Raw genomic sequence first — 25538 nt, forward strand, 5'->3', positions numbered from 1 at the left:
TTTGAATGTATTTAAAGCTGTCAAGCAGTCTGTTACCACCCGGCAGGCTGCGGAGCATTTTGGAATCCGGGTGGGACGAAACGGGATGTGTGTCTGCCCCTTCCATGCTGATAAAAACCCCAGCATGAAGGTTGACCGGCGCTTTCACTGTTTCGGCTGTCAGGCAGACGGGGATGTGATTGACTTTGTTTCCCGTCTGGAAGCTGTCAGTCCGAAGGAAGCCGCCCTCATGCTGGCGCAGGAGTTCTCCATCCCCTATGAGGACAGGGAACCACCCGGCAGGAGAAAACCCAAACCCCGGCAGGAAACCCCGGAACAGCGGTTTTGCCGCATGGAGCGTTACTGCTTCCGGGTGCTGTCCGATTATTACCATCTTCTGCGCCGCTGGAAACGGGACTATGCCCCTAAGATGCCGGAAGAAGCATGGCACCCGCTTTTTGTGGAAGCCTTGCAGAAGCAATCCCATGTGGAATATCTGCTGGATGTGCTGCTCTCCCCGGATATGGAGGAACGGGCAGTCCTTATCGTTGACTATGGAAAGGAAGTGAGCAATCTTGAAAGACGAATGGCAGAGCTTGCCGCCCAAGATACGGCAGGCCGCAGAACAGACCATACAAGAAGCAGCCCCGCCCCGGAGCATTGAGGAAGTAAAGGCCATGCTGGAAAGCACCGAGAAAGGCAGCGTCCGCAACAGTATCCGCAACTGCCTGACCGTCTTTCAGAATGACCCGCTGCTTTCCGGGGCAATCGCAAAAAATCTGCTGACCGAGCGAGTGGACATTGTAAAGCCCATCGGCTACCACCGCATCGGCACCGCCATCACGGACACGGATATGAACTATCTGCTCCTGTATCTGGAAGAAACCTATGGGCTTACCAGTGAGAAAAAGATTACCGCCGCCATCGGGATTGTTGCCAATGAAAACGGCTACCACCCCGTCCGGGACTACCTGAACGGCCTTTCATGGGATGGGCAGGAGCGTATCCGCTATTGCCTGCGCCACTTTCTGGGAGCCGACACCGACCAGTACACCTATGAAGCCCTGCGGCTGTTCCTGCTGGGAGCCATCCACCGGGCATTTTGCCCCGGCTGTAAATTTGAAGTCATGCTCTGTCTGGTGGGCGGTCAGGGAGCCGGGAAATCCACCTTTTTCCGGCTGCTGGCAGTAAAAGACGAGTGGTTTTCCGATGATTTGCGGAAGCTGGATGATGATAACGTGTACCGCAAGCTGCAAGGCCACTGGATTATCGAGATGTCGGAGATGATTGCCACCGCCAATGCCAAGAGCATTGAGGAAATCAAGTCATTTTTAAGCCGACAGAAGGAGGTCTATAAAATCCCATACGAAACCCACCCGGAGGACAGGCTGCGGCAATGTGTGTTCGGCGGCACTTCCAATGCCCTTGACTTCCTGCCCCTTGACCGTTCCGGCAACCGGCGCTTCCTGCCGGTCATGGTGTACCCGGAACAGGCCGAGGTTCACATTTTGGAGGACGAAGCCGCTTCCAGAGCCTATCTTGCACAGGTCTGGGCAGAAGCCATGACGGTTTACCGCAGCGGGGATTTTAAGCTGTCTTTCAGCCCGGAAATGGTGCGCTATCTCAAAGAACACCAGCGGGATTTCATGCCGGAGGACACCAAGGCCGGGATGATACAGGCATACCTTGACCGCTATACCGGCGGCATGGTGTGTTCCAAGCAGCTTTTCAAGGAAGCCCTGAACCACCCCTTTGACGAGCCGAAGCAATGGGAAATCCGGGAAGTCAACGACATCATGAACCATTGCGTGACGGGCTGGAATTACTTTTCCAACCCCCGTGTGTTCCCGGAATACGGCAGGCAAAAGGGCTGGGAGCGTGAAACGAAAGCAACGGACATCAGCAACGGAGCTGAAAAAATCCCGGAAGGATTTGAGGAAGTCACGGAACAGATGGAGCTTCCCTTCTGAAAAATGCAGCCGGTTGCCGACCCTGTTGCACTCCCGTTGCCGAGCCGGTTGCCGGGAAACCCCCCGTAACTGCGGGCTTTTCCCCTTATCAGCAACCAAAACAACAGAAAAATAAAAGAAAATAAAAATAAGAGCCAAACTGCCAGACAGAGATAGTTTTCAGGTTTTTTGAAGCCCGTTGCCGGACTTCGTTGCCGACCTTCTCCTTGTCTGGCTTATTCTATTATGGAGGATAACTGCCTATGGCAAAAACGAAAACAGAGATTCATGTTACCACAGTTTTTGACGGCGAACTGGACGCCACAGACGTCTTTGTGAGCCTGATTGCCCAAAAATATGGGCAGAATACCAGCAAAGAAAATCTTGCGAAAACACAAGATTTAGAGTATAATAAGGATGAGGTTCAGAAGAACCGTGTTCCGTCTGGATTGTGCGGGTAAACGGTTATGATGAACGGATATGAATATACAGACATGGACGCAATACTGGCAGGCAGCTTCCGGGCAGCCATCTATTGCAGGCTTTCCAAAGACGATGACCTTGACGGGGAGAGCGCCAGTATTGCCAACCAGCGGGATATGCTGGAAAAATACTGCGAAAAGCAGGGATGGGAGGTTGTGGCAGTCTATCAGGACGATGGCTACACGGGGCTGAACATGGAGCGCCCCGACCTGAAACGGATGCTCAAAGCCATCGAGCGCAGGCAGATAAACCTTGTCATAACGAAAGATTTATCGAGGTTGGGCAGAAATTATTTGCAGACCGGCACACTCATTGAGGACTTCTTTCCCCGCCACGGCGTCCGCTATATCGCCATGAATGACGGTATCGACACCATGCGGGAGAATAACGACATTGCGCCGTTCAAGAACATCCTCAACGAGATGTACAGCAAGGATATTTCCAAGAAGGTACATTCCTCTTACCTTCTGAAAGCCCAGCAAGGCCAGTTTACCGGCTGTATCGCCCCTTTCGGGTATCAGAAAGACCCGGAGGACAAAAACCATCTGCTGGTGGACGAGGAAACCGCCCCCATTGTCCGGCAAATCTTCCGCTGGGCGCTGGAAGGACACGGCCCGAACTTTATCCGGCGCAGGCTGGAAGAACAGAAGGTGCCTTGCCCTACATGGTGGAACCGGGAACGGGGCTTCCGCAATGTCCGCACTAAATGGGAAAAGAAAGACCCGGTAAACGGGCGGTATATGTGGGATTTTTCGGTAATCAAGGACATCCTGATGAATCCCGTCTATACCGGGGCTATCGCTTCCCAGAAGAAGGACTACCGCTTCAAAATCGGCACCATCGGGGAAAAAAAGCCGCAGGACTGGATTGTGGTGGAGGAACGGCATGAGCCGATTGTTGACCGCAAGAGCTTTGACATCGTGCAGGACAAGCTGAAATCCCGGCAGCGTTCCCGCCAGACCGGGGAAATCAGCCTGTTTGCGGGGCTTCTCAAATGTGGCGAGTGTGGGAAATCACTGACTATCCGCTACACCAACGACAAGCACCCGAAGCAGATTTATTCCTGTAAGACCTATAATGCCTATGGGAAACAGCACTGTACCCAGCACCGTGTGGAGTACGAAACCCTTTACCGCCTTGTGCTGAACAAAATCCGGGAATGTGCGAAGGCCGCCCTGATGGACGGGGAAGCTGTTGCCGGACGGCTTACCAACACCTGTGAAGCCGAGCAGAAAGGCCAGCGGGAAGCGTTGGAGCGTTCCCTGACGAAGCACGAGGAACGGATTGAGGTACTGGAAAAAATGGTGCTGCGGCTCTATGAGGACATGGTTGCCGGACGTATCAGCGAAGCAAACTTCAATCTCATGCTGGATAAGACGCAGAAGGAACAGGCTGAACTAAAGGAACGGGTTGAACAGGGGCGCAGGAAGCTGGCTGATGAAATCCGCCTTGCCGTGGACGCCAAGCAATGGGTGGACGCCATTCAGGAATACGCCGACATCACGGAGCTGGACGCTGCCACCCTCAACCGTCTGATTAAAGAAATCGTTGTCCATGAACACATCGACAGCGATAAGACACGACACATTTCTATTGAAATTCATTTTAATCTCAAACCCATCCCGGAGGTGGAACAGGTCACGGCCTGACCTGTTCCCGCCGGGGCGGTTCTAAAAAAATTCCATAAATTTCTTGACACGCCGCCGCCCGCCATCGAGCAGAGTTTTACACCTATTTTGGTATGAAACAGCTTATGGCGGGCGGCGGCGTTGCCCTTATCGGCATGACCCTTGTACCGCTGCTTTCCGGCTTGTTCGGTTAAGAAGCGCGGGTAAAGGCTTATGCAGAGCATACTTGACGCGATTAACGAATGGATAAAGGAAATCCTCATAGGAGCCATAAACGGTAATCTGTCAACTATGTTCGGGGACGTAAACGAGAAAGTCGGCACTATCGCCGCAGAGGTAGGGCAGACCCCGCAAGGGTGGAACGCAAATATATTCTCCATGATACAGACGCTTAGTGAGAATGTAATCGTACCCATTGCGGGGCTTGTCATTACCTACGTCCTATGCTATGAGCTTATCAGCATGGTAACGGAAAAGAACAATATGCACGACGTTGACACTTCCATGTTCTTCAAGTGGGTGTTCAAGGCGTTTGTGGCAGTCTACCTTGTGACGCACACCTTTGACATCACTATGGCGGTGTTCGATATGGCGCAGCACGTTGTTTCCGGCGCGGCGGGGGTAATCGGCGGCAGCACAGAGATTGATGTTGCCGCCGCCCTTGCTTCCATGCAAAGCGGGCTTGACGCTATGGAAATCCCCGAACTGCTCTTACTTGTCATGGAAACAAGCCTTGTGAGCTTGTGCATGAAAATCATGTCCGTACTGATAACCGTTATCCTCTACGGGCGTATGATAGAAATTTACCTTTACTGTTCGGTATCGCCTATCCCGTTTGCAACTATGACTAACCGGGAATGGGGGCAGATAGGAAACAACTACCTAAAATCCCTGTTCGCTATCGGTTTTCAAGGCTTCCTCATTATGATATGCGTCGGCATTTACGCGGTTCTGGTGAATAACATGATAATAGCGGACAATCTGCACAGCGCGATATTCTCCCTTGCAGCCTACACCGTTATCCTCTGTTTCTCCCTGTTCAAATCCGGCGCACTGGCGAAGTCGATATTCTCCGCGCATTAGCGGCGTGTCAAGGGCAGGGTGGAGATTTTCAGAGCGAAGCGGCGAAAATACGACCCGACCTTGACGCGGATAACCCCCATAGAATACGGGCGGGCAAAGGGCATAGATTGACCTTTGCCTTGATTACCCTTATGGAAAATTACAGCAACACCAAACCCAGAGAAAGGAGGTTTTCACTTGGCGTATGTACCCGTACCCAAAGACTTATCCAAAGTCAAGACAAAAGTAGCGTTCAACCTTACCAAACGGCAGATTGTATGTTTTGCGGCGGCTCTCATTATCGGCTTGCCGCTTTTCTTTCTGCTCAAAGACAGCACAGGCACAAGCCTTGCGTCTATGGCTATAATTGCCGTCATGCTGCCCTGTTTCCTGTTCGCCATGTATGAAAAGCATGGACAGCCCCTTGAAGTAGTGGTGAAGAACATCATTCAGACGAAATTCATAGCCCCCAAAGAACGACCATACAGGACAGACAACTTTTATTCCGCCTTAGAACGGCAGAGAAAACTTGAAAAGGAGGTATCAGCGATTGCAAAAGGAAACACGAAGAAACAGCGCGGCGGGAAGCGCAAAGCCTAACCCGCCCCGCAAGCTCACCCGCGCCGAGAAAAAGCAGATTGCGGAAATCATCAGACAGGCAAAGGGCGACGGGAAAGCGCACACCGCGCAGCAGACAATCCCCTATATACAGATGTACCCGGACGGTATCTGCAAGGTTACGGGACGGAAATACTCAAAGACCGTCGCCTTTGAAGATATTAACTATCAGCTTGCACAAGCGGACGACAAGACCGCCATTTTTGAGAACTGGTGCGACTTCCTCAACTACTTTGACGCTTCCGTTTCGGTGCAGCTCTCTTTCATCAATCAGGGGACGCAGCGGGGCGAAGCGGAAAAAGCGGTCAATATCCCGGCACAGGAGGACGCTTTCAACTCTATCCGCACAGAATACCGGGATATGCTGAAAAACCAGCTTGCAAAGGGCAACAACGGGCTTGTCAAGGCAAAATATATCACCTTTGCCATTGAAGCCGACAGTCTGGGCGCGGCGAAATCCCGCCTTGCCCGTATCGAAACGGACGTACTGAACAACTTTAAGCTCTTGGGCGTGTCTGCCCGCCCCATGACAGGCTATGAACGCCTTAAAATGCTGCATGGCATTTTCCACCCGGAGGGCGGGCAGTTTGCCTTTGATTTTTCATGGCTTGCCCCGTCCGGGCTTTCCACAAAGGACTTTATCGCCCCTTCCTCTTTCCGTTTTGGCGAGGGGCGTTATTTCCGCATGGGGCGCAAAATCGGCGCGGTTTCATTCCTTGAAATCCTTGCGCCGGAATTAAACGACCGTATCTTATCTGACATTCTGGACTTGGAAACGGGCGTTATCGTCAATCTGCATATCCACAGTATCGACCAGACCGAAGCCATAAAGACAATCAAGCGGAAAATCACCGACCTTGACAAAATGAAAATCGAGGAACAGAAAAAAGCGGTACGCAGCGGCTACGACATGGATATAATCCCGTCCGACCTTGCCACGTTTGGCAGCGAAGCGAAAAATCTCTTACAGGACTTGCAGAGCCGGAATGAAAGAATGTTCCTCTTGACGTTCCTTGTGGTGAACATGGCAGACACAAAAAGGAAACTGGAAAATGACGTATTCGCGGCGGCGGGCATTGCACAGAAGAACAACTGCGCCTTGACCCGCCTTGACTACCAACAGGAAGCGGGGCTTATGTCCTCTGTACCGCTTGGGGAGAACCTTATCCCCATTCAAAGAGGGCTTACCACGTCAAGCACCGCTATCTTTATCCCCTTTATCACGCAGGAGCTTTTTCAGACGGGCGCGGCTTTGTATTACGGCTTAAACGCCCTGTCTAACAACATGATACTCTGCGACCGCAAGCAGCTAAAGAACCCCAACGGCTTAATCTTGGGTACGCCGGGAAGCGGGAAATCCTTTGCCGCCAAACGGGAAATGACAAACGCTTTCCTCATTACCGACGACGACATAATTATCTGCGACCCGGAAGCAGAGTATTTTTCCCTTGTGCAGCGGCTTGACGGGCAAGTGATACGGTTATCGCCTACGGGCAAGGGCATTGACGGGAAGCCCCAGTATGTGAACCCTATGGATATTAACCTCAATTACAGCGAGGACGACAGCCCCCTTGCGCTGAAATCCGACTTTATCCTCTCCCTCTGCGAGCTTGTCATAGGCGGCAAGGAGGGCTTGCAGCCCGTCGATAAGACCGTCATTGACCGCGCCGTTAGGAACGTGTACCGCCCTTTCCTTGCAGACCCCGACCCGGAGAAAATGCCTATCTTGGGCGACCTCTACAACGAGCTTTTGAAGCAGCCGGAGCCGGAAGCGGCGCGTATTGCGGCGGCGTTGGAGCTGTATGTTTCCGGGAGCCTTAACGTATTCAACCACCGTACCAACGTGGAGCTGAACAACCGCCTTGTCTGCTTTGACATCAAGCAGCTTGGGAAGCAGCTCAAAAAGTTAGGTATGCTCATTGTGCAGGACCAGGTATGGAACCGCGTCACCGTCAACCGGGCAGAAAGGAAATCCACCCGGTATTTTATGGACGAATTTCATCTTCTCTTGAAAGAGGAACAGACCGCCGCCTATTCCGTTGAAATCTGGAAGCGTTTCAGAAAATGGGGCGGCATACCCACAGCCATTACGCAGAATGTCAAGGATTTGCTTGCTTCCCGCGAAGTGGAGAATATCTTTGGTGCGACACGTTGACGCACAAACATCGCTCTATGAGGGTAAAACTTCATGGACTTATGGCCATGCGATGCTAAAATCGTCGGACTTACCTTCTTACGAGGTAAGTAACAACTGATAATTCGAAAGGTAGAATGATGGGGTAACGCCTTGAAATGCCTTCTCTGATACTTCGACCGGCTCCGACTGTAATGGTTGGGGTCTGGAGCTCGATAAAGTCGGCGGAAGTCTGCCGAAACAGTGTAGAAATACAGCTGTCGAAAGTGTGGTAGAGGTACTGTATGCAGATGACACGTCGGGAGTCTATAAAATATCTATGGTGAGAATGTCCACGACGGACTGACGAAAACCGCGAATGTACGGGTCTAGATGTTTACCATATAGAAATGTATGGACACTTAATTGTGGGTCAGTGCGGTGTAGTAAGAATCGAAAATATGAAACTCCGTATTGTGTTACAGGCACAATCAAGCTGACAGGACTATAGCGGACACCTAAGGATATATGCACAGATAGAATTATCGGAACGTGGAAAGGTACAGAGTTGCTCATAAGCAATCTGCGGACGAATCATATAAGCCGCCTAATCTGTGCTGAAAAGCGAAGCTCGAACCTACGACAGCCCTACGAAAAAGGCGGGCTCGAGGAATGGGCTTTAGTCGGTTAGAAATCAACCTATTTAATCTTATTTCAACTACTACAGTTTTTATTCTATTCAAAGGTTGATTGTTTAGACAATGAAAAATACTAACCGATGGAACGCCGTGTGCGGTGAAAGTCGCATGCACGGTGTGGAGTGGGGGAAAAGCCCGAGATGATATCAGAGGCTTACCTATCACTATAAAACTCTGATTTTGTCCTCATGCTCAATCAGGCGGCGGGCGACCGGGCTATCCTTGCGAAGCAGCTCAACATCTCCCCGCAGCAGATGAAATATGTCACCCACACCGAAGCGGGCGAGGGGCTTATCTTCTACGGGAACGTGGTGCTGCCCTTTGTAGACCGCTTCCCGAAAGACACCGAGCTTTACCGGGTAATGACGACGAAGCCGGAGGAAGTGGGCGAAGCATGAACGGGCTGAAAACTGACACCATCATCAACCGGGACGCGCTCTATGCCTTGCGGGAGCTTCCAGAGGAAAGCGTACACTGTTGCGTCACAAGCCCGCCCTACTATGCGCTTAGGGATTATGGGCTTGATATGCAGATTGGGCGGGAGGACACGCCGGAGCAGTACATTGACAGGCTGACCGAGGTTTTCCGCGAGCTGCGCCGGGTACTGCGTTCTGACGGTACGCTCTGGCTGAATATCGCGGACACCTACTGCGGCACAGGGAACAAGGGCTACCATGCAGACCCGAAGAACCCGAAAGGCAGAAACGGACAGCAGATTGCAAAAAACAACCGCGTTTCCGGCTGCAAACAAAAGGACTTAATCGGTATCCCTTGGCTTTTAGCTTTTGCCCTACGCGCTGACGGGTGGTATTTACGGAGCGACATTATCTGGCAGAAAGAAAACCCCATGCCGGAGAGCGTGAAAGACCGCCCTACCCGCTGCTATGAACATATCTTTCTGCTTACGAAGTCAAAGAAATATTTCTATGACGCAGCCGCCATAGCCGAGCCGTTAGCCCCCACAACGGCGGCGCGGTACCGCACCGGGCGCAGCGCGGGACAGAAATATGCGGACGAAGTACCCGGACAGGGGAAAGTACAGGGGCTTAACCGGGCGAGAAGCGGCAGCTACTACGACGAAGCCCTCATGCCGACCATGCGGAACAGGCGGGACGTGTGGCTTATCAATACCGTACCCTACAAGGGCGGGCATTTCGCCGCGTTCCCGCCAAAACTTGCCGAAACCTGTATCAAGGCGGGCTGTCCGAAAGGCGGCGTTGTGCTTGACCCCTTTTTCGGCAGCGGCACGACGGGAGCAGCCGCAAGGCAGCTTGACAGGCATTATATAGGCATTGAGATAAACGCCGAGTATTGCGCCCTTGCAAGGGCGCGGATTGGAGGGACAGAAAAATAAAACAGTATCGAGCGCGTGAGAAAGTCACGCAGAAAATGACCCGCGAGGGGGCTGTCGAGGTAAACGCCGCCACCGGGAAAAAGAAACGTATCAGCAAGCGGATAAGGGACGCGGACTTTGCAAAGACCGAAGCACCGCAGCCGCCGGAACAGGCAGCGCAGACCATACCGGGCGGCGCAGCTCCCGCGCCCACAGCCGCCGCGCCGCCGCTTCCCCATGCGCCGGGGGCAGAACGGGAACAGGACACCGCCGCAGCCGAGCGCGTCTTGGAGCGTATCGACGGGGCGCGTACCAGAAAGGCGAGCAAAAAGGCGGCGAGGAAAGCACAGGCAGAAGCCACAGCAAAAGAAAAATCTTCCCGCTTGCAGTTTACCGACGAGGAACGGGCAACGCCGGAGCTTGAAAGGTATATCCGAAAATCGGACAAAGCAGCCGACCGTCTGGACGCGGCAAAGGCGGCTATCCCCAAAGAAAAGAAACTTGTACGGGAGCGCACCTTTGATGAAGCCACCGGGAAAGGCAAGACCCGCCTACATTTTGAGGAACAGGAAAAGCCCATAGGAAGGAATAAGCCCCACAATAACCCGCTATCCCGCCCCGCACAGGAAGCGGGTATTTTCGTCCACAACAAGATACATTCCGTTGAAAAGGACAATTCCGGCGTTGAGGGGGCGCACAAATCCGAAGAACTGGCAGAGCGCGGCGCAAAGTACGGGACGCGGAAAGTCAAGGAGGGCTACCGCAGCCACAAGCTCAAACCCTACCGGGCGGCGGCAAAGGCAGAGAAAGCGGCGTTCAAGGCGAATGTGGATTTCCAGTACCATAAATCCCTACATGACAATCCGCAGATTGCGGGCAATCCCCTTTCCCGCTTCATGCAGAAGCAGCAAATCAAGCGGCAGTATGCAAAGTCGGCAAGGAAAGGCGGCGCAAAAACGGCGCAGAAAGCCGCAGAGAACACCCGCAAGGCGGCAAAAAAGACCGCCGAGGAAACAAAAAAGGCAATCGCTTTTGTAGGGCGGCACCCGGCGGGCGTATGTATCGCCGTTGCCGCGCTGCTCTTATTCATCATGGTATCGGCGGGGCTTTCCTCTTGCGGCTCCATGTTCTCCGGCTTGATGAACGGCATACTTGGGACTTCCTACACGTCGGAGGACAGCGACCTTGTGGCGACGGAAAATAATTACGCCGCAAAGGAAAACGAGCTTCAGCAGCAGATTGACAATATCGAAAGCACCCACCCCGGCTATGACGAATACCGCTATGACCTTGACAGTATCGGGCATAACCCCCATGAGTTAGCGTCCTACCTCACCGCCCTTTTACAGACCTACACCCCGCAGAGCGCACAGGCAGAACTAAACCGCGTCTTTGCCATGCAGTACACTTTGACGCTGACGGAAGAAACGGAAATCCGCTACCGCACAGAAACAAGCACAGACCCGGAAACAGGGGAAACGACCAGCGAGGAAGTACCCTACGAGTACCATATCCTCAACGTGAAGCTGACGAACAAGCCCATTTCCGAGATTGCGGAGGAACTTCTAACGCCACAGCAGCTTGAAATGTACCGCGTCTATCTGGAAACAAGCGGAAACAAGCCGCTGATTTTCGGCGGCGGCTCCCCCGATATGGGCGCGTCCGAGGATTTAAGCGGCGTACAGCTTGTAAACGGCACACGCCCCGGCAACACCGCCGTTGTAGACCTTGCGAAGCGGCAAGTCGGCAACGTAGGCGGGCGACCCTTTTGGAGCTGGTACGGATTTAACAGCCGCGTGGAATGGTGCGCCTGTTTTGTTTCATGGTGCTACAATCAAGCCGGGAAAAGCGAGCCGCGCTTTGCCGGGTGCCAGTCACAGGGCGTACCCTGGTTCCAGTCACGCGGGCAATGGGGCGCGAGGGGCTATGAGAATATCGCCCCCGGCGACGCTATCTTTTTCGACTGGGACGGGGACGGGAGCGCAGACCATGTAGGGCTTGTTATCGGGACGGACGGGGAGCGCGTCTATACCGTCGAGGGCAATTCCGGCGACGCCTGCAAGATAAAGAGCTACCCCGTCAATTACTCCTGTATCAAGGGCTACGGCTTAATGAATTGGAACTGACAACAAAAAAATGAAAATCTGAAAGGAGAAATTTATTGATGGCTATGAACAAAATTGAACGTATCGACAAGGAGATTGCAAAGACCCGCGAGAAAATCACCGAGTACCAGAATAAATTAAGGGGGCTTGAAGCGCAGAAAACCGAAGCGGAAAACCTGCAAATCGTACAGCTTGTGCGCTCCATGCGCCTTTCCCCGCATGAGCTTTCCGCTATGCTTTCCGGGGGCGGTATTCCGGGCATGGAAGCCGCGCCGGGCTACCCCGCAGAACCCGCAGACCACGACACCGAAGAAATGGAGGACACCGAGAATGAATAAGAAAATCCTTAGAACACTGACCGCACTTTGCGCCGCCCTTATGCTTTCGGGCGGCTTTTCCGTCACCGCTTTTGCACAGACCCCGGAGGGAGAGGACGACACCAACGACAGCGGCGTTGTCTACGAGGAACCCCAAAAGGAAGAACCCCTTACCCCGGACGGGAACGCGACCCTTGTAGACGATTTCGGCGGCAACAAGCAGCTTATCACCGTAACGACCAAAAACGGCAATTACTTTTATATCCTCATTGACCGGGACGACGAGGGCGAGAACACCGTACATTTCCTTAATCAAGTGGACGAAGCCGACCTCTTAGCACTTATGGAGGACGGAAGCACCGAAGCAGCCCCGCCCGCCGTTTGCAGTTGCACCGAAAAATGCGAAGCCGGAAAGGTAAATGTGAGCTGCCCCGTCTGCAAGGACAACATGACCGCTTGCAGCGGCAAGGAAGCAGAGCCGGAAACCGAGGAACCGCCGGAGCTGCCCAAAGAGAAAGGCAATGCGGGCGGGCTTGTGCTTTTCCTTGTCGTGGCACTTCTTGGCGGCGGGGGCGCGTTCTATTATTTTAAGTTTATGAAGCCGAAGCAAAACGTCAAGGGCGGCACCGACCTTGAAGATTTCGATTTTGACGACTACGACGAGGACGAGCCGGACGAGGGGGACGGGCTTTCTGATGAAGAACAGGAGGACGAGGAAGCATGACCCTGTTTACCGACAATCCCTTTGAAAAGATGATGATACAAAGACCGGGCGGGCGGCGTGACAATGCGCCGCCCGTTCCCCATTCCCCGGCTTGCGCTTCCTGTCCGTACAAAGGGCAGCTCCCTTGTGTGGGCTACTGTCTGAAACAGGTACAGGAGAAAAAGGCAAGTGAGCCGGAACGCTGAAAATGGACTTTTAATTTTCGTTTGCAACATCTATGAGATTTTCGTAATGCAAAAGTGTTATGTTATTTTCATTTTGCAGTTGGAGCTTTCTATCACGAATATTCTCAAAATCTTTACGGAGTCCGGCTATCACAGCATAGTAGATTTGATAAGGGCAATATTTGTATAATTGTCTGGGTAACTTTGTATTGGAGAATGAGTGCTTTTCCAATTCTGCTACAATTACATTCCAATTTGCAGCAATATACATTTGCCAATCCCTAACCTGTTCAATCCCTTTATTGATTACTTCCCCGAAACGAGTACCTTTTTCTTTTGTTATCCGCCCGTTGGGAGCTTCTAATTCCACAAAGACAAATTGATAACCGTCTGAACTATTACCTATGAGCAGATAATCAGCCACATAAGCCGACCCGATTTTGAACTCTGGAAAGATATAATTATCGTCATGGTGTCCTGTTCTGTAATAATGCCGTAATAAGCCAAACAAATAATTCCATGCACGATTAGAAGCTATCCAATTTAGTATAGCTCTTTCTGTTGTATCGGAAGAAGTAATCAGTTGATAAAACTCTTTTGTCGTATCATATATAGGTGTGAACCTTGAATAATGGTTGTTGGGAAATAGCGAAGTAGCACACTCAATAAAGTAATCCATTTCTTTGTTTTTACCGCGCCTGTAATGCCCGCCACGTTTTTTATTCATTGCTTCTTCCTGTTCATCAGTAGGAGCAAAAACATCGAAAGTATGTATTGATTTCATATTGTCACCTGTTTCTTATAGTAATGCTTAAAGTATAAACCAATTTCAAACCTAAAACAACCGAAAGGAGAACAGAAAATGAAACTGATTATTGCAGAAAAGCCGAGCGTGGCGCAGACTATCGCCGCCGCGCTTGGCGTTAAGGAAAAGAAAGACGGATATATCGAGGGCGGCGGCTGCCTCATTTCATGGTGCGTCGGGCATTTGGTACAGCTTGCGGAAGCTGCCGCCTACGGGGAGCAATATAAAAAATGGAGTTTTGAGAGCTTACCCATTCTGCCGGAGGAATGGCAGTACGCCGTTGACCCGGACAAGGGGAAGCAATTCAAAACCCTAAAAGAGCTTATGCACCGCGCCGACGTTTCCGAAGTGGTAAATGCGTGTGACGCGGGGCGCGAGGGAGAATTGATTTTCCGCTTTGTCTACGAAGCGGCGGGCTGCAAGAAGCCCATGCGCCGCTTGTGGATTTCCTCAATGGAGGACGGGGCAATCAAGGCGGGCTTTGCTTCCCTCAAAGACGGGCAGGAATACGACGCGCTCTTTGCGTCTGCCCTCTGCCGCGCAAAGGCTGACTGGCTTATCGGCATTAACGCCACCCGGCTTTTCTCCTGCCTGTATGGAAAGACCTTGAACGTGGGGCGCGTCCAGACCCCGACCTTAAAAATGCTCACCGACCGGGACGCGGCTATCTCCCATTTCCAGAAAGAAAAATATTATCATGTGCGCCTTGATTTATCCGGCGCGGAAGCGGCAAGCGGGAGGATTTCCGACAAGGCAGAAGCCGACGCGCTGAAAGGGGCTTGCGAAGCGGAAACGGCGGTATGCGTTTCCCTCACCAGAGAGAAGAAAACCGCAGCCCCGCCGAAGCTCTTTGACCTTACCTCTTTGCAGCGGGAAGCGAACCGCATTTTCGGCTACACCGCGAAGCAGACCCTTGACCTTGCACAATCCCTTTATGAAAAGCGGCTCCTTACTTATCCGAGGACGGACAGCAGCTTTCTTACTGACGACATGGGCGGCACCGCAGCGGGCATTATCGCGCTGCTTTGCGAAAAACTCCCCTTTATGGCGGGCGCGGACTTCACGCCGGAGGTTGTAAAGGTATTAGACAGTAAAAAAGTATCAGACCACCACGCAATCATTCCCACTATGGAGCTTGCAAAGGCTGACCCGGACGCGCTGCCGGAAAGCGAGAAGAATATCCTTACCCTTGCGGGGGCGCGTCTGCTTTTTGCCACCGCCGAGCCGCATATTTATGAAGCGGTTACGGCGGTTTTCTCATGCGCCGGGACAGACTTCACCGCAAGGGGAAAGACCGTACTTGCGGAGGGTTGGAAAGAGCTTCAACGCAGATACCGGGCGACGCTGAAAGATAAGCCCGAAGCGGAGGACGGGGAAAATGCAGACGTGACGCTGCCGAAGCTTTCCGAGGGACAGGGCTTTCCTAACCCCGCCGCAAAAGTAACGGAGCATACCACAACGCCGCCGAAGCCCCACAGCGAAGCAAGCCTTTTGTCGGCTATGGAACGCGCCGGGAACGGGGACACCGACCCGGACGCGGAACGCCGGGGGCTTGGCACTCCCGCCACCCGCGCCGCCGTCATTGAAAAACTGGTAAAGGGCGGCTTTGCGGAGCGCAAGGGGAAGCAGCTTATCCCTACCAAAAACGGGAACAGCCTTATCTGTATTCTGCCGGATATACTCACTTCCCCACAGCTTACCGCAGAATGGGAAAACAATCTGACGCAGATAGCAAAGGGAGCCGCAGACCCCGGCGAATTTCTGTCCGGCATTGAAGCTATGGCGCGGGAGCTTGTGCAGACACACGCCGCAGCACTGGACGGGAAAAAGGATTTGTTCCGGGAGGAAAAGCCCTCTGTCGGCAAATGCCCCCGTTGCGGTTCCCCCGTCCATGAGGGGAAGAAAAACTATTATTGCAGCAACAAAGAATGTGCCTTTGTCATGTGGAAGAATGACCGCTTTTTCGAGGAACGCAAGACCGCTTTTTCCGCGAAGATTGCCGCCGCGCTCCTTAAATCCGGCAAGGCGAATGTGAAGAAGCTCTACTCCCCGAAAACAGGCAAGACCTACGACGGAACTATCGTTCTGGCTGACACTGGCGGGAAATACGTCAACTACCGTATCGAAGTGCAGAAGAACTAAAAACTTGAATAGCAAGCATAGGAAGCGGGTACCCACTTCCGTAAATCCCCGTTGCGACGCTGACGCGCCGGACGGGGATTTTGCTTGTTGGGAAGTTTCCCAAACCCTCTTTTGCGGAGGGCTTCACCCTCTAAAAATTTTCAAAAATATTTGGCAGAAATGCGGGCGTACCCGTAGTAGACCATGCAGCCAAAAAATGCAGCTTATGACGCTGCCGCAGAGAAAGGAGGTTTTTCACTATGGCAAGTTTACGGGACACCGTAAAGGACTATCAAGACGAGCTTAGGGACGGTATCGCATGGGTGGCGTTCTGGAAACAGGGGCGTTCATGGAACGCGGAATATTTTCATCTTGATATGGACGATACGCTCTACCCGGAGGACAGGAGCCGGTTAGAGGAAATAAAAAGCATTGACCCCGCCGCCGTTATCTTAAACGGCTACTATTGCGGGCATTTAGGCGAGGACATGAGCCTTGACGAGCTGACCGCCGGAGTGCGTTACCACTACGAAAACAGCATGAACGACATTGACGGTTTTATCGGAGCGCATGACGACAGGCTTCCCCCGGAGGTTATCGAGGAAGCGAGGGCAGCCGCCCATGAAGCGGGGCTTCCCTTTTCCGAAAAGCCCTACCGGGACGGGGAGGATTTTAACCCCTATGTATTTGACGGGAGCATGAGCATTGAGGATTTTGAGCTTATGCACCGCATGATTGAAAAAGAAAGGAGCGAACAAATGGCAGAACCGATTTTAAGCGGCTATCTTTCCAATCTTGGGAAGTACACCGAGGGCAGACCCGCGGGCGAATGGGTGACATTCCCCACGACTGCCGAACATCTGAAAGAAGTCTTTGACCGTATCGGGATTGACTTCAAGCACTATGAGGAATGGCATTTCACAGAATTTCAATCCACTATCCCCGGCTTGACGGAGCATTTAAGCGAGTATTCCCACCCCGACGAGCTGAACTATTTAGGGAAGCTCTTGGAAATGCAGTTTGACGACGACCGGGAGAAATTCATTGCAGCCATTGAATACGGCGACCATGCCGACAGCTTACAGGACATTATCAACCTTGCACAGAACCTTGACTGCTACTGGATTTATCCGTCCGTCCACAATGAAGAAGAATACGGGCGTTATCTGGTTGATGAACTGGAAGAACCGGAACTTCCCGAAGAAGCGAAAAAGTATTTCATGTATGAGGAATACGGGCGGGACGCTTCCATTAACGACGACGGTATGTTTACCGAAAAGGGCTATATCTACAACAACCGCAACACCTTTACAGAATGGTACGACGGGCGCGACGTGCCGGAGGAATACCGGGTAACGCCGCAGCCCCCGCAGCCGGAAAGACCCGACCCGTCAAAGGTAGAAATGGACGCAGCCGCGCCGGGGCAGAGAACGGCGCAGACCGCAGAGCAGCCACAGGAGCCGCGCCCGGTTATCCCTATCGTGCTGACGAGCGAGAAGCCCGCCGAAAAGCTCAAAGAGATTACCGACCGTCTGGAACAGGGTATTGCGGAACTCTTTGACAGCGAGCGTTACCGGGAATATCTGAAAGTCATGTCAAAATTCCATAATTACAGCTTCCGAAACACCGTCCTTATCGCCATGCAGAAGCCGGACGCTTCCCTTGTGGCGGGCTTTTCCGCTTGGAAGAACAACTTTGAACGAAACGTGATGAAAGGGCAAAAGGGAATTAAAATCATTGCTCCGTCACCCTATAAAATCAAACAGGAAATGCAGAAAATCGACCCGCACACGCAGAAGCCCGTTATCGGCAAGGACGGGAAGCCCGTCACCGAGGAAAAGGAAGTCACCATACCCGCCTACAAGGTGGTATCCGTCTTTGACGTTTCCCAGACCGAGGGAAAGGAGCTGCCGGACATTGCGGTTGACGAGCTGACAGGCGACGTTGACCGCTACAAGGATTTTTTCGCAGCCCTTGAAAAGACTTCCCCCGTTCCTATCGCCTTTGAGAATATCGAGGGCGGCTCTCATGGCTACTACCACTTGGAGGACAAGCGCATTGCTATCAACGAGGGCATGAGCGAATTACAGACCTTAAAGACCGCTATTCACGAAATCGCCCATGCGAAGCTGCACGACATTGACCTCAACGCGCCAAAGGACGAGCAGCAGCCCCACGTTGACCGCCGCACCCGCGAAGTCGAAGCGGAAAGCGTCGCCTATACTGTCTGCCAACATTACGGGCTTGACACGTCGGACTACTCTTTCGGCTATGTCGCCGGGTGGAGCAGCGGGCGGGAGCTGTCCGAGCTGAAAAGCTCCCTTGAAACGATACGCAGCGCAGCCGCCGAGATTATCAATTCCATAGACGAGAACTTAGCGGAGCTGCAAAAGGCACAGGACAAGGAGCAGACCGCCGGACAGGAGCAGCCCACCAGAGAGGGACAGGAAGCCGCGCCGGAGAAGCCGGATCCGGAAGCAGCCGCACCGGGAAAATCCGGCGCACAGGAAAAAGCGGGCGCAGCCCCGAAAGAAGCCTTTACCCCGGAAACGATTTACAGAGTGCGCCGGAACCCTTACAGCGACAGCCGGGAAAACAGCTACCTCTTGCAAGCCTATGTGACACAGGAGAACGGGCGGGCGAAAATGGGCGACGTGCTTTATACGGGAACGCCGGAGAAATGCCGCGAGCTTATGGGGCAGCTCAAAAGCGGCGAGCTGACCGAGGGCGACGTGAAGCAGCTTTACGCAAAGGCACAGGAAACGGCGCAGACCGCCGGACAGGACAAAGACACCTTTTCCATTTACCAGATAAAGGGCGGGGACGAAACAAGGGATTTCCGCTTTGAGCCATACGACCGCCTGCAGGCGGCGGGAAATGTGGTTGACAGGGCGAACTATGAGCTTGTCTATTCCGCGCCCCTTGCGCCGGAAACTTCCCTTGAAGATATTTACACCTGTTTCAATATCGACCACCCCAAAGATTTTAAGGGACACAGCCTTTCCGTTTCCGACGTGGTAGTGCTTCATCAGGACGGACAGGACGCGGCGCATTTCGTTGACAGTGTAGGTTTTCGGGAAGTGCCGGAGTTTTTACAGGAGCAAAAGCAGCTTACCCCGGACGACTTGGAAACGGGCGAAACTGTCAAGACACCGAGGGGGACTTTCCATGTGACCGCCATGAGCCGGGAGCAGATAGAAGCCGCCGGATATGGCTTTCACCACCAGTCGGACGACGGAAAGTATCTGATTATGGGGAATGGGACGCGGGCGTTTGCCGTTGCCGCAGAACAGGCGCAGCGGGACAATCCCTTGAAAACCGCCGAGCAGACCACAGAGCAGAACGGGAACATGATTGACGGTATCATCAACAACACCCCCACCGTTGACGAACTGGAAGCAAAGGTAAAGGCGGGCGAGCAGATTTCCCTTGTTGACCTGGCTAACGCTGTCAAAGCCGACAAGGAGCGCGGCAAGGGAGCGAAGCCGGAAAAGAAACCCTCTATCCGGGCGCAGCTTAGAGCCGACAAGGAAAAGGCACAGAAGAAAAACGCAAAGCAGAAGTCACAGGACTTGGAAAGGAGCTGACCCATGCCGGAACAGAGCAAATTTGAAAACATGGATTTGTTTGCTTCCCTTGAAGCGATTATGAAGCAGAACACAGGCTTTTACCAGAGCGACTTAGACATTGACAAAGAGATTATCGCAAAGGCGGCGGCAAGCCCCCACAGGGAGGACAAAACACTTTTGTGGTTCTGCCGCCCGTCCGGGACGCACTGTTTCCGGGAGCGCGACGTTTTCCTCAAAGACACCGCGCCCCACAACACATGGCGTTTCTACATGGAGCAGACAAGCGACCGCGTTCTTGCCTATGCAATCGAGCTGACGGGAAAGGAGCGCGGGAAAATCAAGGGCAATCTGTACGAACTGGACTACTCTAAACATTATGAGCGCGTCAAGGAAAAGGAGCTGCCCGCCGATACGGTGAAGCTGATTTATGAGCATGGGGAAAGGGTACAGGAAGCCGGGAGATATTTTGACGGAACCCCAGACCCGCAGCTTGGGAAATTTGAACGCTTTGAAGCCGTACCCAACGACCCGGACGCGCTGCAATCGCTCTTACAGGAAGAACGGCGCAGCCGGGAGCAGCTTTCGCCGGGGGATTTCAAGGCGCATATTGCCGCTTTGCGGGACGGGCTGATTGAAACGGAAGCGCGGCGCATTGTGCGGGAAATGAAGCGGCATTACGAGCCGAACAGCCCGAACAAGACCCATTTCATGGCAGAGCTTTCCCCGGCGTTCATGCGGCTTGCAGCCACAAAGGACACTGACCGCCTTTTCTCCATGCTGCCCTACAAGACCCTTTCCTTTTCCAAAATCGAGGGCAGACATGGGACGTATGCGCTGATTGACAAGGGGGAGAACCGGGACAGGGAGATAAGGAAGCCCCGCCCCTCTATCCGGGCGCAGCTTAAAGCAGACAAGGCAAAGACCGCCCCGAAAAAGGCGGCGGCAAAAACAAAAAATCACGATATGGAGGTATGAGCATGATTAGACTAACTGTTGAAGAAACAAACCTTTTGAGCATTTACAACGAGGGCGGCAAGCGGGCTTTGATTGAGAATGTCAACGCCGCGCTGCCCTACATGGACGCGGATATGCGGGAGCTTGCAAAGCGCACCCTTTCCAAAGTGGACGCTTTGACCGAAGCGGAATTTGCAGAGCTTCCCATTTACGCCGCTGATGAAGTATGAACGGGGTTAAGCGGCTGACGCCGCCCCAGAGCCGGAAAGTCAACGCCCTTGTGCGCCGGACGTGCTGCAATTATGATAACGGGAACTGTATCTTACTGGACGACGGGGACGAGTGCGTATGTCCGCAGCTCATTTCCTATTCGCTTCTCTGCAAGTGGTTCCGGGTTGCGGTGCTTCCCGCCGACAGGCTGCTTTATGCGGAGCTTTACCAGACAGGGGATAAGAAGAAATGTACCGAGTGCGGCGCGTTCTTTGCGTCAACCTCTAACAGTGTCAAATACTGCCCCGTCTGCCGGAAACGTATCACCCGCAGACAAGCCGCCGAGCGCATGAGGAAAAGACGCGCCCCTGTTACGCAGTAGGCGCGGAAAATCCCTTGATTTACAGGGCTTTCCGGGCGTGAAAATCGGATAGGCGATACTTTATACCTTTACCCCCAAAAATGGCGTTCTACTGCGTAACATTCACGAAAACAGCACCCATAAAAAGACAGGGCGCGGAAGTCATATACTGGCTTCCGCGCCCTGTTCTTTTTTTGCCTATCTGACATTTCCCTTTTCCATTTCTTCAAGCGGGAACTGCGGGAGGGCTTCTATCAGCTTCTTTGTGATGGACTGGCGCATATCTTCGTTGATTTCCTGTTTCGTGCTTCCGTCCGGCTGTCTGACCGCTACCGTCGATAGCCTGTCGATTTCGTCCTTGTAGCACTCCACGACTTTCTCCACCGCCCATTTTTCCCCGGCAACGGCGGCGCGTATGGTTTCATATTCCGGCATTTTCTGGTTTTCCATGCTCAACGCTCCTCTGCTTTTTGATAGCCCTATCATAGCACAGCGGCGGGGATTTTGCTATCCTTATCCGCGCTCTGTTCCCTTTTCCCGTTCCGGCTGCCTGTCTGCCTGTAAAATGCTGTCAATGTTCTGCTTGATAATATCGTATTCCCGGACTTTCTTTTTCAGCTTCCCATAGTCGGCATAAAGGGCTTCTTTCTGCGCTTGGAGGGCTTCATATTCCGATTGCAGCGCGGCAAGGTTCGGGAGCTTTGCAATGCCCGCCGCTTTCAGCGACCTTGCGGCGGCTTCATGTAGGATAATCGCCTGTTCCTGTCCGGCGCGGTACTTCTCCCTGTTCCTTGCCTTGCGGTATGCGTCATAGACGGGCTTTGTCTTTTGGTAGGTGGAAACATTCTTGATAAGCACCGCCATGTCCGCAAGCCGCTTTTCCGCGTCCTTCAATGCGTCTGCCGCCTGTCCGCTTTCCGCTGCCATTTCTTCAATCCGGCTGACTAAATCCGCGTACTGTTCAATCTTATGTTCCGTCAAGAAATTCATGGTCTTTGCTGCCTGTTTCAGATTGTGGATTTTCGCCCACTGTTCATAGCCCTTACTCTGCGCCGCCTTGATACTGTTCTCAATGTCGATAAGCAGCGAAACGCCGCGCTGCTCTCTGGGGGCTTTCGCCGCCTTTGCCCGTCTGCCCGCTATCCGTTCCCTTATGGCTTCCTCTGTATAATCCGCGCCGAGGGTTTTAAGACGGGTGAAGCGTTCCTGTCCGGGGGCGCGGCATGACACATATTTCCCCGGCTTTATCTCATAGCCCGCCGCCTGTAACCGCTGCAACAATTCCTCAAAACTGGAAACTTGGGGGATAAGCGCGTCAACGGCAATCTTTAGCTTGCCTTTCCAACTTGTACCCGTCTTTTCTGCCTGGTACTCCGCATAGCTCTTTCCCTTGCTGCCCTTGCCGGGAACGACGACGGACAAGCCATTTTCCCGACACAGCTTGTCGCTCATGTTCCGTATGCCGTAATAGCTCCTTTTGTTGGAATTATATTTGCGGTGGTCTACGAAATTTACGGCGCAGAAAATAATGTGATTGTGGACGTGTCCTTTGTCAATGTGCGTCGTGAGTACATATTCATGCTGCCCCTTTGTTACCGCGTCGGCAAGCTGCTTTCCGATTTCATGGGCTTTCTGATAATCGACTTCCCCCGGCTCAAAGGACTGTATCAGATGAAAGGCTAAATTGTTCCCCTTTTGGAGTGCTTGGGACAAGGTATATTCAAATTCAATATCTGCCGTTTCATAGGAGCAGCCGAAAGAGGACACAAGCATTTTTCCGTCCGTCTTGTCCGGGTTTTCGATATAGTCAAGGGCTTTGCTTAGAGTGCTTTTAATAGGCTTAATCTTTGTAACCGCCATATCTCCGCAAGCACCCCCTTTATTTCCTCTATGTCCTCTTGGTATGCGTTCCCCGTCGCGTTTACGCGGCGTGCTATCTGGTTGACGTTGACACCGATTTTCTGTATCTCTGCGGTCATTGCCTTTATATCGGCATGGTCTATCTGAATGATATACCCGTCAATGGCAATCTTCCGCAGATATGCCGCCATGTTCCGGGTGGGTACGAGCTTCATTTTTTCCAGTATTAAATCCCGTTCCGCTTCCGTCACTCTGAATTTGATTTGCACCGTTCTTTTGCGTCCGTTCATGTATTCGCTCCTTTCCTTTCCGTTCCGAGGGTTTGGGACACTTCCCAACAAGCAATTTTCAACCGACGCGCCGCAGCGCGGGAGGGGAAAATACGGAAGTGGGTACCCGCTTCCTATGCTTGCTACGAATGTTTTTATCCCTTATGCCTTACTACGGAGCTATGCCCGGTTTTGCCAAACTTCCGCAAAAGAAAAACGCTGCAATCCTCAAAAAAAGATTACAACGCTCTCTAAACCTTATTCAATTCTGACGGACACTTCTTATCTGCCCTCTGTTTCGACTTCCGCTATCTCCTTTGCCGTTGCGCTCACAATCCGTATGCCTGTATCGCTCATACCGTCAAGAAGCGCGTCAAGCTGCCGCCGCTGCGTGTTCTTCTCTGGCGGCGTTTCCAAAAGAAACTGGTCTACGGATATATTGTAGCGGAGCATAAGCTCAAAGAAAATCTGTAAACTTGGGTGCTGCCCCTTGTTCTCAATGTTCGCAAGGTAGCGCGGCGAGATAAACATTTCGTCGCTCACTTTCTTGCGGCTCTCCTTGCGCCCTGTCCGCGCCGCCTTTATCGCTGCCCCAAAAGCCTTGAAATCGTATTTCGGTACTGGTCTTTTTGCCATAGTTATTCACCCTGTTACATTTTACTGTTCCCCTTTCTTCTTGGATATGTCTACACAATTCAATCAGTTAGCCAAAATAATTCATATGTATATGTTGACAATTAGCCGCTTTTTTTGTATAGTATTATTAAAAGGGGGAAATGTTTATGTTACATAGCATGCGTATTCGATAAGCATTGAAATCAAAAAAGATTTTTCCCATTTTCAATATGGGCTTTTTTGTCATGCTTATTTTGCGTATGCTATACAACAAAACTAACGATGTATAGACATAGTATAAAAACTATGCCTTAATTTTGTTGTAGTGTTATATGTATAAATGCAGGTCAATGCTCATGTTGAGAATTGACCTGTATTTTTTTGCACAAAAGGAGAAATATTATGCTTGAAAAATATTGGATAAAATGTCCAATTTGTAACGGAAAGACGAGGGTTCAAGTATTTTATAATACGGTATTAAGAAATTTTCCTCTTTTCTGCCCTAAATGTAAATTAACACATATCATTGATGTTGAAAAATTAGAAATCATAATCAAAAACTCTGAAAAACAAAAGGAAGGATATTAAATGAAACACTTACCTAAAAGTACACTTACGGAAATATTGAATGACCCATACGGATTTACTTACAAAGAAATGTCGGAAGTAATTGGAGAGGATAAAGCAAGAGCCTTATATGCGGAATTGTATAAACAGCCATTTCACAAAAAAAATCTATCAATATCAACAAAAAAAGTCTATAAAAGTAGCGATACTGAAAAGTATGTTTATGAATTGAAAGACAACAGGTATATCGAAACGGTTTTTATTAAACGGCGAGATGGTGGGACTGTTTGCGTAAGTACGCAAGTTGGTTGTTCTGTTGGCTGTATTTTTTGTGAGTCCGGACGCAATGGTTTCGTTCGTAATCTAACACCATCTGAAATTGTGCAACAGGTCATATTGATACGTCAAAAAGTAAATCGTATCGTTTTTATGGGAATGGGAGAACCTTTATTCAATTACGACAACTTGATTGCAGCAATCCATATTCTTCGAGATAGAAATGGACTTAACTTTCCAACCGACGGCATTACCGTATCAACAGTTGGTCCAGTTAATCAATTAAAAAAATTGCGCGAAGAACATCTAAAAATTCAGTTGACAATATCTTTACATGCAGCAACACAGGCTGCGAGAAACTGCATCATTCCTCATATGCACATGTACGCTATTGAAGATGTTGTTAAGCAAGCATTGTCCTATTCACAAAGGCATAATCGAAAAGTGGTATTTGCGTATTTGCTTTTACCAGGTATAAATGACCGTTCCTCAGATATAAGGCAACTTGCAAAATGGTTTAAGGGCAAAAATGTTATGATTAACGTGCTGCAATACAACCCGACGAGTAATTCAAAAATTAGAGCACCACAAAAACAAGAAATGGTTGCGTTCAAACATCAATTAGAGCAAACAGGACTTGAAGTTACCATGAGAGTTTCTCATGGTAGAGAGATTAAAGCAGCTTGTGGACAGTTAGCTAATACATATAATAAAGCCAAAAAACAACAAAAATAATTTAATTAAAAGAGCCAGACGCA

The 25538-nt window shown here is 51.5% G+C and carries 23 protein-coding genes and 3 pseudogenes; 21 read left to right on the forward strand and 5 right to left on the reverse strand.

What is annotated here, in order from left to right:
• The first annotated feature begins 1 nt into the window (after position 1).
• The 14 genes and pseudogenes from DXB39_RS08795 (at position 2) to DXB39_RS08870 (ending at position 13194) form a co-directional block, all read left to right on the forward strand.
• Positions 2–643 (forward strand): CHC2 zinc finger domain-containing protein, encoded by a 642-nt coding sequence (locus DXB39_RS08795; protein WP_014081132.1) that lies wholly within the window; start codon positions 2–4, stop codon positions 641–643.
• 13 nt (positions 644–656) lie between these two features.
• Positions 657–1949 carry a virulence-associated E family protein gene (locus DXB39_RS08800; protein ID WP_007884071.1) on the forward strand — a complete coding sequence of 431 codons (1293 nt, stop codon included), beginning with the start codon at positions 657–659 and terminating at the stop codon, positions 1947–1949.
• Between the two features lie 242 nt (positions 1950–2191).
• The gene (locus tag DXB39_RS08810) at positions 2192–2389 is read left to right on the forward strand and encodes a hypothetical protein (RefSeq protein ID WP_006858666.1); all 198 of its coding nucleotides are present in this window, start codon (positions 2192–2194) and stop codon (positions 2387–2389) included.
• 6 nt (positions 2390–2395) lie between these two features.
• Positions 2396–4060: a recombinase family protein gene (locus DXB39_RS08815; RefSeq protein WP_007884068.1), complete on the forward strand. Its 1665-nt coding sequence runs from the start codon at positions 2396–2398 to the stop codon at positions 4058–4060.
• An 89-nt stretch (positions 4061–4149) separates the two neighbouring features.
• Positions 4150–4233: pseudogene (locus DXB39_RS08820) on the forward strand (Maff2 family mobile element protein); the annotation flags it as partial.
• 19 nt (positions 4234–4252) lie between these two features.
• Positions 4253–5122 (forward strand): VirB6/TrbL-like conjugal transfer protein, CD1112 family, encoded by an 870-nt coding sequence (locus tag DXB39_RS08825; RefSeq protein ID WP_002584320.1) that lies wholly within the window; start codon positions 4253–4255, stop codon positions 5120–5122.
• Between the two features lie 177 nt (positions 5123–5299).
• Complete coding sequence (locus DXB39_RS08830; protein ID WP_117841575.1) at positions 5300–5701, forward strand: PrgI family protein; 402 nt, start codon at positions 5300–5302, stop codon at positions 5699–5701.
• Positions 5652–7859: pseudogene (locus DXB39_RS08835) on the forward strand (VirB4-like conjugal transfer ATPase, CD1110 family); the annotation flags it as partial. The gene DXB39_RS08830 and the pseudogene DXB39_RS08835, both read left to right, overlap by 50 nt.
• An 841-nt stretch (positions 7860–8700) precedes the next feature.
• A pseudogene (locus DXB39_RS08845) lies at positions 8701–8928 on the forward strand (conjugal transfer protein TraE); the annotation flags it as partial.
• Positions 8925–9884, forward strand: coding sequence for a DNA-methyltransferase (locus tag DXB39_RS08850; RefSeq protein ID WP_006876012.1), 960 nt, complete (start codon positions 8925–8927; stop codon positions 9882–9884). The pseudogene DXB39_RS08845 and the gene DXB39_RS08850, both read left to right, overlap by 4 nt.
• Before the next feature lie 35 nt (positions 9885–9919).
• Positions 9920–11989: a C40 family peptidase gene (locus tag DXB39_RS08855; protein WP_007037045.1), complete on the forward strand. Its 2070-nt coding sequence runs from the start codon at positions 9920–9922 to the stop codon at positions 11987–11989.
• 38 nt (positions 11990–12027) lie between these two features.
• Positions 12028–12306: a DUF4315 family protein gene (locus DXB39_RS08860; protein ID WP_004607957.1), complete on the forward strand. Its 279-nt coding sequence runs from the start codon at positions 12028–12030 to the stop codon at positions 12304–12306.
• Positions 12299–13009 (forward strand): DUF4366 domain-containing protein, encoded by a 711-nt coding sequence (locus tag DXB39_RS08865; protein WP_004607958.1) that lies wholly within the window; start codon positions 12299–12301, stop codon positions 13007–13009. The genes DXB39_RS08860 and DXB39_RS08865 overlap by 8 nt, the downstream gene beginning before the upstream one ends.
• Entirely contained in the window at positions 13006–13194 is a 189-nt protein-coding gene (locus DXB39_RS08870) for a hypothetical protein (protein ID WP_004607959.1), read from the forward strand. The genes DXB39_RS08865 and DXB39_RS08870 overlap by 4 nt, the downstream gene beginning before the upstream one ends.
• Before the next feature lie 10 nt (positions 13195–13204).
• Here the strand turns inward: DXB39_RS08870 and DXB39_RS08875 are convergent, their stop codons facing one another.
• Entirely contained in the window at positions 13205–13957 is a 753-nt protein-coding gene (locus tag DXB39_RS08875; RefSeq protein WP_004607960.1) for a Shedu anti-phage system protein SduA domain-containing protein, read from the reverse strand.
• 78 nt (positions 13958–14035) lie between these two features.
• Between DXB39_RS08875 and DXB39_RS08880 the strand changes: the two genes are divergently transcribed.
• From DXB39_RS08880 to DXB39_RS08900, 5 genes are all read left to right on the forward strand, one after another.
• Positions 14036–16120 (forward strand): DNA topoisomerase 3, encoded by a 2085-nt coding sequence (locus DXB39_RS08880; RefSeq protein ID WP_007037046.1) that lies wholly within the window; start codon positions 14036–14038, stop codon positions 16118–16120.
• Positions 16121–16359: 239 nt separating this feature from the next.
• On the forward strand, positions 16360–19686 hold the full coding sequence (locus DXB39_RS08885; RefSeq protein ID WP_006859298.1) for an antirestriction protein ArdA: 3327 nt from the start codon (positions 16360–16362) through the stop codon (positions 19684–19686).
• Between the two features lie 3 nt (positions 19687–19689).
• Positions 19690–20643, forward strand: coding sequence for a hypothetical protein (locus DXB39_RS08890; RefSeq protein ID WP_002585090.1), 954 nt, complete (start codon positions 19690–19692; stop codon positions 20641–20643).
• On the forward strand, positions 20640–20852 hold the full coding sequence (locus tag DXB39_RS08895; RefSeq protein ID WP_004607965.1) for a transposon-transfer assisting family protein: 213 nt from the start codon (positions 20640–20642) through the stop codon (positions 20850–20852). Before DXB39_RS08890 ends, DXB39_RS08895 begins: the two co-directional genes overlap by 4 nt.
• On the forward strand, positions 20849–21214 hold the full coding sequence (locus DXB39_RS08900) for a cysteine-rich VLP domain-containing protein (RefSeq protein ID WP_002585089.1): 366 nt from the start codon (positions 20849–20851) through the stop codon (positions 21212–21214). Before DXB39_RS08895 ends, DXB39_RS08900 begins: the two co-directional genes overlap by 4 nt.
• A gap of 177 nt (positions 21215–21391) precedes the next feature.
• Here the strand turns inward: DXB39_RS08900 and DXB39_RS08905 are convergent, their stop codons facing one another.
• The 4 genes from DXB39_RS08905 to DXB39_RS08920 all read right to left on the reverse strand — a co-directional run bounded on the left by DXB39_RS08905 (position 21392) and on the right by DXB39_RS08920 (position 23958).
• Positions 21392–21643, reverse strand: coding sequence for a helix-turn-helix domain-containing protein (locus DXB39_RS08905; protein ID WP_002585088.1), 252 nt, complete (start codon positions 21641–21643; stop codon positions 21392–21394).
• 63 nt (positions 21644–21706) lie between these two features.
• A complete protein-coding gene (locus tag DXB39_RS08910; RefSeq protein WP_002585087.1) occupies positions 21707–23053 on the reverse strand; it encodes a relaxase/mobilization nuclease domain-containing protein in 1347 nt (448 codons plus the stop codon).
• A complete protein-coding gene (locus DXB39_RS08915) occupies positions 23014–23343 on the reverse strand; it encodes a plasmid mobilization protein (protein ID WP_002585086.1) in 330 nt (109 codons plus the stop codon). Before DXB39_RS08915 ends, DXB39_RS08910 begins: the two co-directional genes overlap by 40 nt.
• A 261-nt stretch (positions 23344–23604) precedes the next feature.
• Complete coding sequence (locus DXB39_RS08920; protein ID WP_004607969.1) at positions 23605–23958, reverse strand: helix-turn-helix transcriptional regulator; 354 nt, start codon at positions 23956–23958, stop codon at positions 23605–23607.
• Between the two features lie 381 nt (positions 23959–24339).
• Here DXB39_RS08920 and DXB39_RS08925 point away from each other — a divergent pair, with 381 nt between their 5' ends.
• Both DXB39_RS08925 and rlmN read left to right on the forward strand, forming a co-directional pair.
• Entirely contained in the window at positions 24340–24525 is a 186-nt protein-coding gene (locus DXB39_RS08925; RefSeq protein ID WP_004607970.1) for a cysteine-rich KTR domain-containing protein, read from the forward strand.
• Positions 24526–25515 (forward strand): 23S rRNA (adenine(2503)-C(2))-methyltransferase RlmN, encoded by a 990-nt coding sequence (gene rlmN, locus DXB39_RS08930; RefSeq protein WP_004607971.1) that lies wholly within the window; start codon positions 24526–24528, stop codon positions 25513–25515.
• Positions 25516–25538: the final 23 nt, after the last annotated feature.

This window comes from Roseburia sp. OM03-7AC (assembly GCF_003462625.1).
Lineage (GTDB): Bacteria > Bacillota > Clostridia > Lachnospirales > Lachnospiraceae > Roseburia_C > Roseburia_C amylophila.

Bases quoted from the DNA above. Each gene is read 5' to 3' on its own strand.
- DXB39_RS08800 (WP_007884071.1), top strand. From the start codon at position 657: ATGCTGGAAAGCACCGAGAAAGGCAGCGTCCGCAACAGTATCCGCAAC.
- DXB39_RS08810 (WP_006858666.1), top strand. From the start codon at position 2,192: ATGGCAAAAACGAAAACAGAGATTCATGTTACCACAGTTTTTGACGGC.
- DXB39_RS08815 (WP_007884068.1), top strand. From the start codon at position 2,396: ATGATGAACGGATATGAATATACAGACATGGACGCAATACTGGCAGGC.
- DXB39_RS08825 (WP_002584320.1), top strand. From the start codon at position 4,253: ATGCAGAGCATACTTGACGCGATTAACGAATGGATAAAGGAAATCCTC.
- DXB39_RS08850 (WP_006876012.1), top strand. From the start codon at position 8,925: ATGAACGGGCTGAAAACTGACACCATCATCAACCGGGACGCGCTCTAT.
- DXB39_RS08855 (WP_007037045.1), top strand. From the start codon at position 9,920: ATGACCCGCGAGGGGGCTGTCGAGGTAAACGCCGCCACCGGGAAAAAG.
- DXB39_RS08860 (WP_004607957.1), top strand. From the start codon at position 12,028: ATGGCTATGAACAAAATTGAACGTATCGACAAGGAGATTGCAAAGACC.
- DXB39_RS08865 (WP_004607958.1), top strand. From the start codon at position 12,299: ATGAATAAGAAAATCCTTAGAACACTGACCGCACTTTGCGCCGCCCTT.
- DXB39_RS08870 (WP_004607959.1), top strand. From the start codon at position 13,006: ATGACCCTGTTTACCGACAATCCCTTTGAAAAGATGATGATACAAAGA.
- DXB39_RS08875 (WP_004607960.1), bottom strand. From the start codon at position 13,957: ATGAAATCAATACATACTTTCGATGTTTTTGCTCCTACTGATGAACAG.
- DXB39_RS08880 (WP_007037046.1), top strand. From the start codon at position 14,036: ATGAAACTGATTATTGCAGAAAAGCCGAGCGTGGCGCAGACTATCGCC.
- DXB39_RS08885 (WP_006859298.1), top strand. From the start codon at position 16,360: ATGGCAAGTTTACGGGACACCGTAAAGGACTATCAAGACGAGCTTAGG.
- DXB39_RS08890 (WP_002585090.1), top strand. From the start codon at position 19,690: ATGCCGGAACAGAGCAAATTTGAAAACATGGATTTGTTTGCTTCCCTT.
- DXB39_RS08895 (WP_004607965.1), top strand. From the start codon at position 20,640: ATGAGCATGATTAGACTAACTGTTGAAGAAACAAACCTTTTGAGCATT.
- DXB39_RS08900 (WP_002585089.1), top strand. From the start codon at position 20,849: ATGAACGGGGTTAAGCGGCTGACGCCGCCCCAGAGCCGGAAAGTCAAC.
- DXB39_RS08905 (WP_002585088.1), bottom strand. From the start codon at position 21,643: ATGGAAAACCAGAAAATGCCGGAATATGAAACCATACGCGCCGCCGTT.
- DXB39_RS08910 (WP_002585087.1), bottom strand. From the start codon at position 23,053: ATGGCGGTTACAAAGATTAAGCCTATTAAAAGCACTCTAAGCAAAGCC.
- DXB39_RS08915 (WP_002585086.1), bottom strand. From the start codon at position 23,343: ATGAACGGACGCAAAAGAACGGTGCAAATCAAATTCAGAGTGACGGAA.
- DXB39_RS08920 (WP_004607969.1), bottom strand. From the start codon at position 23,958: ATGGCAAAAAGACCAGTACCGAAATACGATTTCAAGGCTTTTGGGGCA.
- DXB39_RS08925 (WP_004607970.1), top strand. From the start codon at position 24,340: ATGCTTGAAAAATATTGGATAAAATGTCCAATTTGTAACGGAAAGACG.
- rlmN (WP_004607971.1), top strand. From the start codon at position 24,526: ATGAAACACTTACCTAAAAGTACACTTACGGAAATATTGAATGACCCA.